Consider the following 13683-nt stretch of genomic DNA (forward strand, 5'->3'; position numbering starts at 1 on the left):
GCTCCTTATCCCTTCACGGCGCCGGAGGTGAGCCCCGTAGCCATCTTCCCCTGGATGATCATGAAGAAGATGACGACCGGGATGGAGATGAGCGTGGAGGCCGCCATCAGCGCGCCGTAGTCCGTACCGCGTTCCGTCGTGAACGTCATCAGCCACACGTTGAGCGTGTACTTGGAGTTGTCGTTGATCAGGATGTAGGCGAAGAGGTACTCGTTCCAGGCGTTGACCAGCGCGAAGATGGACGCGGCGGCGAGCCCCGGTGCCAGCAGCGGGAAGATGACCCGGCGGAAGGCCCCCATGCGGGTGCAGCCGTCCACCATCGCGGACTCCTCCAGCTCCACGGGGATGTTGATCACGAATCCGCGGATCATGATGGTCGCGAAGGGAAGCGTCGAGACCAGGTAGACGACGATGAGTCCCCAGTACTCGTCGATGCCTCCCAGCGCGTTGAGCTGGAGGTAGATCGGGATCAGCATCGCGGTCGGCGGCAGCATCTGGACCAGGATCATGACCATCATCAGTGCCTTCCGCCCGAAGAAGCGGAAGCGTCCGATCGCGAGCGCCGCGAGGGTCGCGATGATCATCCCGCCGACGACGGCGGTGACCGAGACGATCAGGCTCGACTGGATCGCGGTGGCGAAGTTGTCCTGTTTCACCGCGCGCGCGAAGTTGTCGAAGGTGAGGGAGGACGGCCACAGGGTCTGGTCGTAGGACCGGATCTCGTGGTTGGGGCGCAGCGAGCTGACGATCAGCCAGTAGACCGGGAAGGCCATCAGTCCGGCCGTGACCAGCGCCAGGATGTTGTAGCCGAGGCGGTTGCGCTTGCGGTCGGGCCGCAGGACCTGGGCAGGCGCGTTCGTGGGTGTGGAGGCGCTCATTCGACCTCTCCCGTCTTGATCAGCTGGCGCAGGTAGTACACGGCGACACCGGAGAGCATCAGCACGGTGATCAGCGCGATCGCGCTGCCCTGGCTGAAGGAGGTGGACTCGAACGCCTTGGAGAAGGAGTAGAGGCCGAGGGTCTCGTACTCGGGTTCGGGCTTGTTGCCGCGCAGCAGCCAGATCTGGCCGAACACGTTGAAGTCCCAGATCACCGAGAGCGTGGCGACCATCGTGAAGACGGGCTTGATGACGGGCCAGGTGACGAAGCGGTAGACGCCGAACGCGGTGGCTCCGTCGAGGGAGGCCGCCTCCTCCAGTTCCTTGGGGACCTGGGTGAGGGCCGCGTACATGGTGATCACGACGAACGGGATGGCGCCCCAGACGACCAGGAGCGTGATGATGCCGAAGCCCTGCCACGGGTCGAGGAACCAGTTGTGGCCGAGCCACCGGTCCTCGTCACCGGTGAGGTCGGCGAGCAGGGTGTTGATCAGGCCGTAGTCGGAGTCGGAGAGCCAGCGGAAGACCGAGGCGGCGACCATGAGCGGCATGGACCAGGCGGCGATCAGGGCCACCGTGAGCACGAGCCGCACCCAGGTGGAGACCTTCAGCATCATCAGTGCGATCAGCAGGCCGATGCCCATGGTCAGCACCACGCAGATGGTCATGAAGACGACGGTCCTGCCGACGACCGCCCAGAAGTCCGGGTCGCCGAGGATGTTGGTGAACTGCTCGAAGCCGACCCACGGGGTCTCGCCGTTGCCCCAGAGGGCCGCCCGCCCCAGGTCCTGGAAGGACATGATCACGGTCTTGATCAGCGGGTAGACGTAGACGGCGGCGATCGCCAGGATCGCCGGCAGGATCAGGAAATAGGGGAGCAGCTCCCCCTTCTTCCGCCGCTTCTTCGGGCGGGGCCCGTCGGCTTCCTGTCCGGAGGGTGAGATCCCGGTCTTCTCCGGGACACGCGGTACGGGTACCGGTGGACCGGCGGCCTTGGTGTCGGCAGCAGTCACGTGACTGACCTTCCATCGGGATTCCGGGGATCTGCACCCGGGAATCACGGCGTTTCTACCTGAGAAAAGGAGGGCGGGGGCCCGGTGTTCGCGGACCCCCGCCTGGAGAGCCGAAGCCCGGGGACTACTTGTTGATGAGCTCGTTGACCTTGTCGTCGGCCTTCTTGGTGGCGTCGGCCACCGAGGTGCCCTTGAGGATCTCCAGGAGCATGTTCTCCAGGACCTCCTCCTTCTCGATGGAGGTCCAGCCCGGCGCGATCGGCGTGAACCAGGCGTCCGGCACGGCGTTGGCGACGGCGGCCGTCTCCGGCTTGGACTTCAGCGGCTCGAGCTGCTTCTCGTTGTTCGGGAGGATGTTCTTCGCGGTGAGCACCTCCTGCGACTTCTCGCTGGTGAAGAGGGAGACCCACTCCTCACCCAGGTCGGTGACCTTGGACTTGGCGGTCACCGCGAGGTCCGAACCGCCGATGAAGGACGGGAGGGCCTTGCCGTTCGGGCCGGGCATGCCGGCCGTGCCGATCTTGCCCTCGAGCTTCGGGTTGCCGTTGTTGGCGCCGTCGACGACGGAGCCGGCCTCCCAGCCGTTGCCGTAGATCAGGGCCGCCTTCTCGTTGGCCATGACGTTGGCGTGGTCCTGCTCGTCCTTGGTCTGGTCGGCCTTGTTGTACTTCTTGACCAGGTTGACGAAGTGCTCGATGCCCTTCTGGGACTCGGGGGAGGAGAGGTTGCCCTTCCACTCCTTCGCGCCCTCGTCGTACTCGGCGATGGAGCCGCCGTAGCCCGCGACGTAGGACATGGCCGCGTACCAGTAACGGCCCGGCAGGTAGAGGGACGAGAAGCGCTTGTCCTTCTTGGTGTACTCGGCCGAGACCTTGTCGAGCGCGGCGAGCATCTCGTCCTCGGTCTGCGGGAGGGCGTCGCTGCCGGTGCCCTTCTTGAGCATGTCCTTGTTGTAGACCGCGACCCGGGCACCCGCGTAGTAGGGCACGCAGAACTGCTTGCCCTCGTAGGTGCAGGTGTCCTTCAGACCCTTGATCCAGGTGTCGGAGTTGTCGTACTTCTTGGGGTCGATCTCGGCCAGCGCACCGTTGAGGATGTACTGCATCGTCTCGGTGTTGCCGAGCTCGACGACGTCCGGGAACTTGTCGCCGCCGAGGGACGTGTCGAGCTTCTTGGCCTTGTCCGCCCACTGCTGGTACTGGACGTTGACCTTGACCTTCGGGTACTTCTTGTTGAACTGCGCGTTGACGTCCTTGACCAGTTCCGGCCAGGTGCTCTGCGCGTCGACCATCAGCCAGACCGTCAGGCTCTCGGTACGGTCCTTCGGGTCCTTCGAGGCGTTGTCGCTACTGTCCCCACCACACGCCGCGATTCCGGTCATCATCGCTGCGACGCCTACGGCCGCAATGAGCTTGCGCTTCATGCCACACCCTCCTCAGGGATACCAGCAACCCCCCGCCCACCGCGAAGACGTACGCCTGGCGCTACCTGTGGGGCTGGGACCTGGTCTTTAATGGTTTAGACCAGTACCGGGAGCTTGGCCTAGACCTTTAGGGGTGTCAAGGGTGTATAAGAAGTGCACTCGCGTCCGTTATCGGACCGACACCTGAGGGAGGGCGACGACCCGTGACGAGGCCGTGCCACCATGTGAGCCGCGACAGACGGAGGAGCCGGTGACGGCAGCAACGCAGCAGTCGGGAAGGCGGGCCATGGGTGCCGACGGGGGCAGCAGTACGGGCGAGACCGGCGCGGGCGCGCGTACGGCACGCGTCCCGAAGTACTACCGGCTCAAGCGCCATCTCCTCGACATGACGGACACCATGCCGCCCGGCACCCCGGTGCCGCCCGAGCGGACCCTGGCCGCGGAGTTCGACACCTCGCGCACCACGGTGCGCCAAGCCCTCCAGGAGCTGGTGGTCGAGGGCCGGCTGGAACGCATCCAGGGCAAGGGCACCTTCGTCGCCAAGCCGAAGGTCTCCCAGGCGCTGCAACTCACCTCCTACACCGAGGACATGCGCGCCCAGGGTCTGGAACCCACGTCCCAGCTGCTGGACATCGGCTATGTCACGGCGGACGACACGCTCGCCGGACTGCTGGACATCACGGCGGGCGGGCGGGTGCTGCGGATCGAGCGGCTCAGGCTCGCCAGCGGCGAACCCATGGCCATCGAGACCACGCACCTCTCGGCCAAGCGCTTCCCCGCGCTGCGCCGTTCGCTGGTGAAGTACACCTCGCTCTACACCGCGCTGGCCGAGGTGTACGACGTCCGGCTCGCCGAGGCGGAGGAGACCATCGAGACCTCCCTCGCCACGCCGCGGGAGGCCGGGCTGCTCGGCACGGACGTCGGTCTGCCGATGCTCATGCTGTCCCGGCACTCGATCGACGGCGACGGCGAACCGGTGGAGTGGGTGCGCTCGGTGTACCGGGGCGACAGGTACAAGTTCGTGGCCCGTCTGAAGCGTCCCACCGACTGACACGGCTTGTTCCCCACAGTCGGCTGATCCCCCTGCCCACGCGGGGGGACCAGTCATTTCGGGCGACACAAGGACCGTTGCAGGACCGCAATGCGGACGGGGGTGACGGTGGCCGGACCTCTCGCCTAGATTTCCTGCGCATTGCACAGGTGATCAGCGAGGGGACGGAGTCGCCGCATGACAGAAGAAACAGGTGCGAACCCACCGAAGGCACCGACAGTGACACCCACGAGGGTGGTGATCGCGCTCTGTCTGATCGCCCCGTTCGTGGCGATGCTCTGGGTCGATTCGTACGCGAAGGTCGATCCGACCTTCATCGGCATCCCGTTCTTCTACTGGTACCAGATGCTGTGGGTACTGCTCTCGACCTCCCTCACCATGATCGCCTACAAGCTGTGGCAGCGTGACCAGCGCGCCCGCAAGGGGGGTGCGTCCGCATGAAGGACGGCGTGAACGGCGTGGCACTCGCCGTCTTCATCTTCTTCTTCGTGGCCGTGACGGTCATCGGATTCATGGCGGCGCGCTGGCGCAAGGCCGAGAACGAGGCCAGCCTCGACGAATGGGGGCTGGGCGGACGGTCGTTCGGCACCTGGGTCACCTGGTTCCTGCTGGGCGGCGACCTCTACACGGCGTACACCTTCGTCGCGGTGCCCGCGGCGATCTACGCGGCGGGTGCGGCAGGCTTCTTCGCCGTCCCGTACACGATCCTCGTGTACCCGCTGATCTTCACGTTCCTGCCGCGCCTGTGGTCGGTCTCGCACAAGCACGGCTACGTCACCACCTCGGACTTCGTCCGCGGGCGTTTCGGCTCCAAGGGGCTCTCGCTGGCGGTCGCCCTCACCGGCATCCTCGCCACGATGCCGTACATCGCGCTCCAGCTGGTCGGCATCCAGGCCGTGCTGGACGTCATGGGCGTCGGCGGCGGCGAGAACACGCACTGGTTCGTCAAGGACCTGCCGCTGCTGATCGCGTTCGCCGTGCTCGCCGCGTACACCTACTCCTCGGGCCTGCGCGCCCCCGCGCTCATCGCGTTCGTCAAGGACGGCCTGATCTATCTGGTCATCGCCGTGGCGATCATCTACATCCCGATCAAGCTCGGCGGGTTCGACGACATCTTCGCCAAGGCGAGCGAGGCGTTCTCGGCGAAGAACGAGGCCGCGGGCAAGCCCGTGGCGGGCCTCGTCCCGGGCGACATGGGCCAGTGGGGCTACGCCACCCTGGCGCTGGGTTCGGCGCTCGCGCTCTTCATGTATCCCCACTCGATCACGGCGACGCTCTCCAGCCGCAGCCGTGAGGTGATCCGGCGCAACACCACGATCCTGCCGCTGTACTCGCTGATGCTGGGCCTGCTGGCCCTGCTCGGGTTCATGGCGATCGCAGCCGGGATCAAGGTGGACAACGGACAGCTCGCGATCCCGCAGCTGTTCGAGAACATGTTCCCCGACTGGTTCGCGGGCGTGGCCTTCGCCGCGATCGGGATCGGCGCCCTCGTGCCGGCCGCGATCATGTCGATCGCCGCGGCGAACCTCTTCACCCGCAACATCTACAAGGACTTCATCAGGCCGGACGCCACCCCGGCCCAGGAGACCAAGGTCTCCAAGCTGGTCTCGCTGCTGGTCAAGGTCGGTGCGCTGGCCTTCGTCCTCACCATGGACAAGACGGTCGCGATCAACTTCCAGCTGCTGGGCGGTATCTGGATCCTCCAGACGATGCCGGCCCTGGTGGGCGGCCTGTTCACCCGGTGGTTCCACCGCTGGGCCCTGATCGCCGGCTGGGCGGTCGGCATGCTCTACGGCACGGTGGCCGCGTACGGCGTCGCCAGCCCGACCCAGAAGCACTTCGGCGGCTCCTCGAAGGAGATCCCGGGCATCGGCGAGATCGGCTACATCGGTCTCACCGCGATCGTGCTGAACATCGTCGTGGTGGTCGTGCTGACCTTCGTGCTCAACGCCCTGAAGGCCCCGGCCGGCGTGGACGAGACCTCGCCGTCCGACTACACGGCGGACGCCGGCGACCCCGGCGTCAAGACCGAGCTCCCGCCGGCCACGGTGGGTGCGCCGGGCGACGACGAGCCGGTGCGACGGGCCTAGGACCCGCGCCGTCCGTCCCGGCGGGGATCCCCCCGCCGGGACGTTCGCGCGGAGGCCGCGGGGTTCCGGCACCGCCCCGGAAAGAGCGTGCGCCCGGCCCCGCGCCCGGGGCAGACTGTCGCGCATGGATGTCACGATCAGACCTGTGCGCGCCGAGGAGTACGAGGCCCTGGGCGAGATCACGGCCCAGGCGTACCTCGGTGACGGACTGCTGGACTTCGGCACCGGCGACCCCTACCTGGAGCAGCTCCGCGCCGTCGGGCGACGGGCCGCCGAGGCCCTGGTGCTGGCCGCGGTGGACGCCGGGGGCGAGCTGGTGGGCGGTGTCACCTACGTCGCGCCCGGCAGCCCGTGGGCGGACGTCGCCGGCCCGGACGAGGCCGAGTTCCGGATGCTGGCCGTCTCCGGGACGGCGCGCGGGCGCGGTGCGGGCGAGGCGCTGGTGCGGGCCTGCGTGGACCGGGCACGCGCCGCGGGCGGCCTCTCCGGGATCGTCCTGTCGACCCGGTCGTCGATGGAGGCCGCCCACAGGATCTACCGCCGCCTGGGCTTCGTACGGACGCCGGAGCGGGACTGGAGCCCTCTGCCGGGCTTCACCCTCCTGACGTTCCGTCTCCCTCTCTGACCCGTCACGACACTACATGTGGGGGCCGCCGCAATCGGCGGCCCCCACATGTATGCTCGACCTCGCTGTCGCCGCAGGGGAATCCGGTGCGAATCCGGAACTGTCCCGCAACGGTGTGATCGGTGCGTATACGCGCACCGCGGAGTCCGAGGACCTGTCGACAGTGCGTCCGGCTCGACCGAACCGGACGCAGAGACGTCCGGGCCCCGCGGAGGGCCGGTGGACGCCGCGCACACCGTGCTGCCCTCCCCCGGGTTCCCTGTGTTCCGGCTGCCCCGCTCCCGCAGGCCCTGAGCCGAGCGAGGGATAGCCCCAGTGACCATCGCGCCAGCCGACCCGGTTTCAGCCGCGGAATCCGAAGGCCGTACGACCGACGCGCCCGGGACCGCCCTGCTGCGGACCCTGACCGGCCTCACCGCCGATCTCCCCGACACCGACCCCGGACGGGTCGCCGCCGCCGCCCTGCGCGGCCGCAGCGCGCGGTCGGACGAGGCGGAACTGCGCTCGCTGGCCACCGAGGCCGCCGCCGGCCTGATCTCGGAGGACCCGTCCTACTCGCGGCTCGCCGCCCGGCTCCTCACCCGGGCCGTCGCGGACGAGGCCGCCGGACAGGGTGCCGTCTCCTTCTCGGCCTCGGTCGCCGTCGGGCACCGCGAGGGCCTGATCGCGGACCGTACGGCCGAGTTCGTCACCCTGCACGCCGCCGCACTCGACGCCCTGGTCGACCGGGCCCTCGCCGACGGCGCGGACGACCGCTTCGGCTACTTCGGGCTGCGGACACTGCACAGCCGGTACCTGCTGCGGCACCCGCTCACCCGCCAGGTCATCGAGACCCCGCAGCACTTCATGCTGCGCGTCGCCGCCGGGCTGGCCGAGGACACCTCCGAGCGGGCCCTGGAGGAAGTGGCCGCCCTGTACGGCCTGATGAACCGGCTCGACTACCTGCCCTCCTCCCCCACCCTGTTCAACTCCGGCACCCGTCATCCGCAGATGTCGTCCTGCTACCTGCTGGACTCGCCGATGGACGAGCTCGACTCGATCTACGACCGCTACCACCAGGTGGCACGGCTCTCCAAGCACGCGGGCGGCATCGGGCTCTCCTACTCCCGCATCCGCGCCCGGGGTTCACTCATCCGGGGGACCAACGGGCACTCCAACGGCATCGTGCCGTTCCTGAAGACGCTCGACGCCTCGGTCGCGGCGGTCAACCAGGGAGGACGGCGCAAGGGTGCGGCCGCCGTCTACCTGGAGACCTGGCACGCGGACATCGAGGAGTTCCTGGAGCTGCGCGACAACACCGGCGAGGACCAGCGGCGTACGCACAACCTCAACCTCGCGCACTGGATCCCGGACGAGTTCATGCGCCGGGTCGACGCGGACACGCAGTGGTCGCTGTTCTCCCCGGCCGACGCGCCCGAACTGGTGGACCTGTGGGGGGACGAGTTCGACGCGGCCTACCGCGCGGCCGAGGCGAAGGGGCTGGCCCGCAGGACCCTGCCGGCACGTGAGCTGTACGGCCGGATGATGCGCACCCTCGCGCAGACCGGCCAGGGCTGGATGACGTTCAAGGACGCCTCCAACCGCACGGCCAACCAGACCGCCGAGCCGGGCCGGGTCGTGCACTCCTCGAACCTCTGCACGGAGATCCTGGAGGTCACCGACGACGGCGAGACGGCCGTCTGCAACCTCGGGTCGGTCAACCTCGGCGCGTTCGTCGCGGAGGGCACCATCGACTGGGAGCGGCTGGACGCCACCGTCCGCACCGCGGTGACCTTCCTCGACCGCGTCGTGGACATCAACTTCTACCCGACGGAGCAGGCCGGCCGGTCCAACGCCCGCTGGCGCCCGGTGGGCCTGGGCGCGATGGGCCTCCAGGACGTCTTCTTCCAGCTGCGGCTGCCGTTCGACTCCCCCGAGGCCCGCGCGCTGTCCACGAAGATCTCCGAGCGCATCATGCTCGCCGCCTACGAGGCCTCCTGCGACCTCGCGGAGCGGTCCGGCCCGCTGCCGGCGTGGTCCGAGACCCGCGCCGCCCGGGGCGTGCTGCACCCGGACCACTACGACACCGAGCTGCACTGGCCGGAGCGCTGGGACGCCCTGCGCGCCCGGGTCGCGAGGACCGGCATGCGCAACTCGCTGCTGCTGGCCATCGCGCCGACGGCGACGATCGCCTCGATCGCCGGGGTGTACGAGTGCATCGAGCCGCAGGTCTCCAACCTTTTCAAGCGCGAGACGCTCAGCGGCGAGTTCCTCCAGGTCAACGCCTATCTGGTGGACGAGCTGAAGAAGCTCGGCGTCTGGGACGCCCGGACCCGCGAGGCGCTCCGCGAGGCGAGCGGCTCCGTGCAGGGCTTCGCCTGGATCCCCGAGGACGTGCGGGCGCTGTACCGCACGGCGTGGGAGATCCCGCAGCGCGGCCTGATCGACATGGCGGCGGCACGCACGCCGTTCCTCGACCAGAGCCAGTCGCTGAACCTGTTCCTGGAGACGCCGACGATCGGCAAGCTCTCCTCGATGTACGCGTACGCCTGGAAGCAGGGGCTGAAGACGACGTACTACCTGCGCTCGCGTCCGGCGACCCGGATCGCCCGCGCCGCGTCCGGGCAGGCCCCGGCCGCCGCCACCGTTCCCGTGCAGGCGTCGGCTCCCGACGCGGACGCCCTCGCCTGCTCCCTCGAAAACCCCGAGTCCTGCGAGGCCTGCCAGTGATGAGCGCATCAGAGAACATGAACCTGCTCGACCCGGGCTTCGAACTGACCCTGCGTCCCATGCGCTACCCGGACTTCTACGAGCGCTACCGGGACGCGATCAAGAACACCTGGACCGTCGAGGAGGTCGACCTCCACTCGGACGTCGCCGACCTCGCGAAGCTCTCCCCCGGCGAGCAGCACATGATCGGCCGGCTGGTCGCGTTCTTCGCGACGGGCGACTCGATCGTCTCCAACAACCTCGTGCTGACGCTGTACAAGCACATCAACTCCCCCGAGGCGCGGCTGTACCTGTCACGCCAGCTCTTCGAGGAGGCCGTGCACGTCCAGTTCTATCTGACGCTGCTCGACACCTATCTGCCCGACCCGGAGGACCGTGCGGCGGCCTTCGACGCGGTCGAGGAGATCCCCTCGATCCGGGAGAAGGCGCAGTTCTGCTTCCGGTGGATGGACTCGGTCGAGAAGATCGAGCGGCTGGAGACGAAGGCCGACCGCCGGCGCTTCCTGCTCAACCTGATCTGCTTCGCCGCCTGCATCGAGGGGCTGTTCTTCTACGGCGCGTTCGCGTACGTCTACTGGTTCCGCTCGCGCGGTCTGCTGCACGGTCTCGCCACGGGCACCAACTGGGTGTTCCGCGACGAGACGATGCACATGAACTTCGCCTTCGAGGTCGTGGACACCGTGCGCAAGGAGGAGCCGGACCTCTTCGACGACGAGCTCCGGCAGCAGGTCACCGACATGCTGAAGGAAGCGGTCGAGGCGGAGCTGCAGTTCGGCCGTGACCTGTGCGGCGACGGCCTGCCCGGCATGAACACCGAGTCGATGCGCCAGTACCTGGAGTGCGTGGCCGACCAGCGGCTGACCCGGCTCGGTTTCCCCGCGCTCTACGGTTCCGAGAACCCGTTCTCGTTCATGGAGCTCCAGGGGGTGCAGGAGCTGACGAACTTCTTCGAGCGCCGCCCCTCCGCCTACCAGGTGGCCGTGGAGGGGTCCGTCGGCTTCGACGACGACTTCTAGATCCTGGCCCAGGACCTGACGTACGGGCGCCGTGCGGCCGTGACCGGCTGTGCGGCGCCCGCCGTTTCCGGGCGCGTCCCCCCTCTGCGCCGTTGCGCGTCCCTCAGTTCGCGGTCGATCCGGCGCTCCCGTACGAGACCGACGAGCGCGGGCAGCAGGACGAGGGCGAAAAGTGCTGCTATGACCAGGTAGCCCAGGAATGTGTTCATGGCTCTACTGTCGTCCGCGTGCCGGAATTTCGTGAGTGGCAGGACTGCCACTCACCATCGAATTGCTGCCACACTGACGTCATGCTGAAGAATGTCGCCGCCCTGCTGCTCGACGACGTCCATCCCTTCGAACTCGGGGTGCTGTGCGAGGTGTTCGGCCTCGACCGGTCCGACGAGGGGCTCCCCGTCCACGACTTCGCCGTCGTGTCGGCCGAGGGCCCCCTCCTGCGGACCCACGCCGGTTTCTCCGTCAGCGCGCCCTGCGATCTGGACCGCCTGGAGGAGGCCGACCTCATCGCCGTGCCCTCGGGGAGCCACTACATGGACCGGACGTACCCCGAGGAGGCGCTGGCGGCCCTGCGCCGGGCCGTGGAGCGCGGAGCACGCGTGCTGAGCGTCTGCTCCGGCGCCTTCGTCCTCGGCGCGGCCGGACTGCTGGACGGCCGCCGCTGCACCACGCACTGGCGGCACTCCGACGAACTGGCCCGGCGCTTCCCCCTGGCCCGGGTCGAGCCGGACGTGCTCTACGTCGACGAGGGCCCGATCGTCACGTCGGCGGGGACGGCCGCCGGCATCGACGCCGCCCTGCACCTGGTCCGCCAGGCGCACGGGCCCGCGGTCGCGAACACCCTCGCCCGCCGCATGGTGGTCCCCCCGCACCGGGACGGCGGCCAGGCGCAGTACATCCAGCGCCCGTTGCCGCGTACCCGGTGCGACACGGTCGGCGAGACGCTCGCCTGGATGGAGCGCCACCTCGACGAGGAGATGACCGTCGAACAGCTGGCCGACCGGACCCACATGTCACCCCGGACCTTCGCCCGCCGCTTCCAGCAGGAGACCGGCACCACCCCGTACCGCTGGCTGCTCCGGCAGCGGGTGCTGCTCGCGCAGCACCTGCTGGAGACCTCGGACGAGACGATGGACACGATCGCCGGGCGGACCGGCTTCGGGAACGCGGCGGCACTGCGCCATCAGTTCGTACGTGCGCTCGGGACGACTCCGAACGCCTACCGCCGCACCTTCCGGGGGCCGTCCGCCCTGACCGAGGCGGCCTGACCCGACGGCCCCCGGACCGCGTCAGATGCCGCAGCCGGAGGCGGACCAGAAGTGGTTCGGCCCCTGGTTCACGTGGATGTGGTCGCTGTGGCCGGCGTAACCCGGGCCGAGGATCCCGTTGAAGCCGTGGTTGCGGGCCTGCTTCGCGATGGTGCACAGCGAGTGGGGCCCGGAGCCGAGGTCGACGGCGTCGCCGTACAGATGGCGGCTGTTCGTCGCTCCGCCGACCGCCGCGTTGCAGGAGGTGGACCGGAAACCGCTGGTGACCCGGATCGACTGGTCACCGAGCGCGTGGCGCAGCGCCTCCAGCTTCCACATGCTGCTCAGGGCGTTGGCCTTGGCCGTCCCCGCCGCGACCGCACCGCCCGCCCAGGTGCTGTTGCACGTGTTGAGTTCGGGATAGGTGAAGTGGACCGGGGTGCAGTCGTCGTCCTGGAGCGCGTAGAGCTTGGTGAACGTGGCCGGGCCGGCGACCCCGTCCGCGGTGAGGCCGTAGGCGGCCTGGAAGCGCTTGACCGCGGCGGTGGTGGCCGGGCCGTAGGAGCCGTCGACGGCCAGGACGGAGTTGTATCCGGGATAGCCGGACACCCGGATCTGGAGCTGGGTGACGTCGGCTCCGGTGGCACCCGACGACAGGGTGCGGCTCCACGTGTAGCAGCCGTCGGCCTGCGCGGTGCCCGCGGTGACGACGGCCCCTCCGATCGCGAAAGCCATGGTCATGACAAGGCCGAGCAGCAGATGTGCGGTACGTCTGAGCATGGGGGTCTCCCTGCGCGATGAGGTGGACGGGCGGGCTTCGGGGTGAGCCTGTCCCAGGAGTCGACGCGCGTCAACTACGCCCGGGAAAACGCTCCTTGGCCGACACTCACCGTTCACCGGGACACCGGCGCAGAGAACAGGGAGGGGCCACGCCGTCGCGGCGGGGCCCCTCCCTGTACGGAGATCAGGCGTTCGGGACGACCTCGTAGCGCGGGGTGCCCTCGGCCATCTGCTTCAGCGCGTCCTTGCGGTCCCGCTTCGAGAGCCGGTCGATGTACAGGTAGCCGTACAGGTGATCCGTCTCGTGCTGCAGGCAGCGCGCGAAGTAGCCGCTGCCCCGGACCTTCACCGGGTTGCCCTGGGCGTCCTGACCGCGCACGACCGCGTAGTCGGGCCGGGCCAGCGAGGCGTACGCCGTCGGCACGGAGAGGCAGCCCTCGTTGGAGTCGTCGAGGTTGCGCCGCTCCGGGGCGAGCTCCTCCAGCACCGGGTTGCAGATCGCGCCGACGTGCCGCACCCCGTCGTCGTCCGGGCAGTCGTAGACGAACACCTTGCGGTCCACGCCGATCTGGTTGGCGGCCAGGCCCACGCCCTCCGCAGTCCGCTGGCTGGCGAACATGTCGTCGATCAGCTGCGCGAGCTCGTCGCCGAACTCCGTGACGTCGCTGCACTCCTTGTGCAGGACCGGATTGCCGACCACCGTGATCGGGCGGGAGGTGCCGCGCTCCCGGTGCGCCGCCTCGCGCGCCTCGCAGTCCTCGGTGTCCACGAGGAATCCCTCGTCGTCGACACCGGTCCGCTCGTCCGTCTCCTGCTGCGACATGTCCGCCGTTCGCCTTCCTGCAACCCTGAGC

At 68.7% G+C, this 13683-nt stretch carries 13 protein-coding genes and 1 riboswitch; of the genes, 7 read left to right on the forward strand and 6 right to left on the reverse strand.

Annotation, left to right across the window (positions count from 1 at the left end):
• Positions 1-5: 5 nt before the first annotated feature.
• The 3 genes from IA22_RS0112775 to IA22_RS0112785 all read right to left on the reverse strand — a co-directional run bounded on the left by IA22_RS0112775 (position 6) and on the right by IA22_RS0112785 (position 3314).
• Complete coding sequence (locus tag IA22_RS0112775; protein ID WP_014154147.1) at positions 6-878, reverse strand: carbohydrate ABC transporter permease; 873 nt, start codon at positions 876-878, stop codon at positions 6-8.
• Complete coding sequence (locus IA22_RS0112780) at positions 875-1891, reverse strand: carbohydrate ABC transporter permease (protein ID WP_014154148.1); 1017 nt, start codon at positions 1889-1891, stop codon at positions 875-877. The genes IA22_RS0112775 and IA22_RS0112780 overlap by 4 nt, the downstream gene beginning before the upstream one ends.
• A gap of 124 nt (positions 1892-2015) precedes the next feature.
• On the reverse strand, positions 2016-3314 hold the full coding sequence (locus IA22_RS0112785; RefSeq protein WP_014154149.1) for a sugar ABC transporter substrate-binding protein: 1299 nt from the start codon (positions 3312-3314) through the stop codon (positions 2016-2018).
• A 286-nt stretch (positions 3315-3600) separates the two neighbouring features.
• Here IA22_RS0112785 and IA22_RS0112790 point away from each other — a divergent pair, with 286 nt between their 5' ends.
• The 6 genes from IA22_RS0112790 (at position 3601) to IA22_RS0112815 (ending at position 10805) form a co-directional block, all read left to right on the forward strand.
• A complete protein-coding gene (locus tag IA22_RS0112790) occupies positions 3601-4365 on the forward strand; it encodes a GntR family transcriptional regulator (RefSeq protein ID WP_014154150.1) in 765 nt (254 codons plus the stop codon).
• Between the two features lie 177 nt (positions 4366-4542).
• On the forward strand, positions 4543-4806 hold the full coding sequence (locus IA22_RS34065) for a DUF3311 domain-containing protein (RefSeq protein WP_014154151.1): 264 nt from the start codon (positions 4543-4545) through the stop codon (positions 4804-4806).
• Positions 4803-6455 (forward strand): monocarboxylate uptake permease MctP, encoded by a 1653-nt coding sequence (gene mctP, locus IA22_RS0112800; protein WP_015578680.1) that lies wholly within the window; start codon positions 4803-4805, stop codon positions 6453-6455. The genes IA22_RS34065 and mctP overlap by 4 nt, the downstream gene beginning before the upstream one ends.
• 124 nt (positions 6456-6579) lie before the next feature.
• Positions 6580-7080, forward strand: a complete 501-nt coding sequence (locus IA22_RS0112805; protein ID WP_030123663.1) for a GNAT family N-acetyltransferase — start codon at positions 6580-6582, stop codon at positions 7078-7080.
• A 52-nt stretch (positions 7081-7132) separates the two neighbouring features.
• A riboswitch (cobalamin riboswitch) is annotated at positions 7133-7256 on the forward strand.
• Positions 7257-7395: 139 nt separating this feature from the next.
• Positions 7396-9789, forward strand: coding sequence for a ribonucleoside-diphosphate reductase subunit alpha (locus IA22_RS0112810; protein ID WP_015578678.1), 2394 nt, complete (start codon positions 7396-7398; stop codon positions 9787-9789).
• The gene (locus tag IA22_RS0112815) at positions 9789-10805 is read left to right on the forward strand and encodes a ribonucleotide-diphosphate reductase subunit beta (RefSeq protein WP_030123664.1); all 1017 of its coding nucleotides are present in this window, start codon (positions 9789-9791) and stop codon (positions 10803-10805) included. The genes IA22_RS0112810 and IA22_RS0112815 overlap by 1 nt, the downstream gene beginning before the upstream one ends.
• Here IA22_RS0112815 and IA22_RS0112820 read toward each other — a convergent pair.
• Entirely contained in the window at positions 10802-11014 is a 213-nt protein-coding gene (locus tag IA22_RS0112820) for a hypothetical protein (RefSeq protein ID WP_030123665.1), read from the reverse strand. The genes IA22_RS0112815 and IA22_RS0112820 overlap by 4 nt on opposite strands.
• A gap of 81 nt (positions 11015-11095) precedes the next feature.
• On the opposite strand from IA22_RS0112820, the gene IA22_RS0112825 reads away from it, so the two are divergent.
• Entirely contained in the window at positions 11096-12070 is a 975-nt protein-coding gene (locus tag IA22_RS0112825) for a GlxA family transcriptional regulator (protein WP_015578675.1), read from the forward strand.
• 21 nt (positions 12071-12091) lie between these two features.
• Here the strand turns inward: IA22_RS0112825 and IA22_RS0112830 are convergent, their stop codons facing one another.
• Both IA22_RS0112830 and def read right to left on the reverse strand, forming a co-directional pair.
• Positions 12092-12829: a D-Ala-D-Ala carboxypeptidase family metallohydrolase gene (locus tag IA22_RS0112830; protein ID WP_014154158.1), complete on the reverse strand. Its 738-nt coding sequence runs from the start codon at positions 12827-12829 to the stop codon at positions 12092-12094.
• 184 nt (positions 12830-13013) lie between these two features.
• Entirely contained in the window at positions 13014-13652 is a 639-nt protein-coding gene (gene def / locus IA22_RS0112835) for a peptide deformylase (RefSeq protein ID WP_014154159.1), read from the reverse strand.
• Positions 13653-13683 lie beyond the last annotated feature (31 nt).

It is taken from the genome of Kitasatospora papulosa (genome assembly GCF_000717245.1).
Taxonomy (GTDB): Bacteria; Actinomycetota; Actinomycetes; order Streptomycetales; family Streptomycetaceae; genus Streptomyces; species Streptomyces papulosus.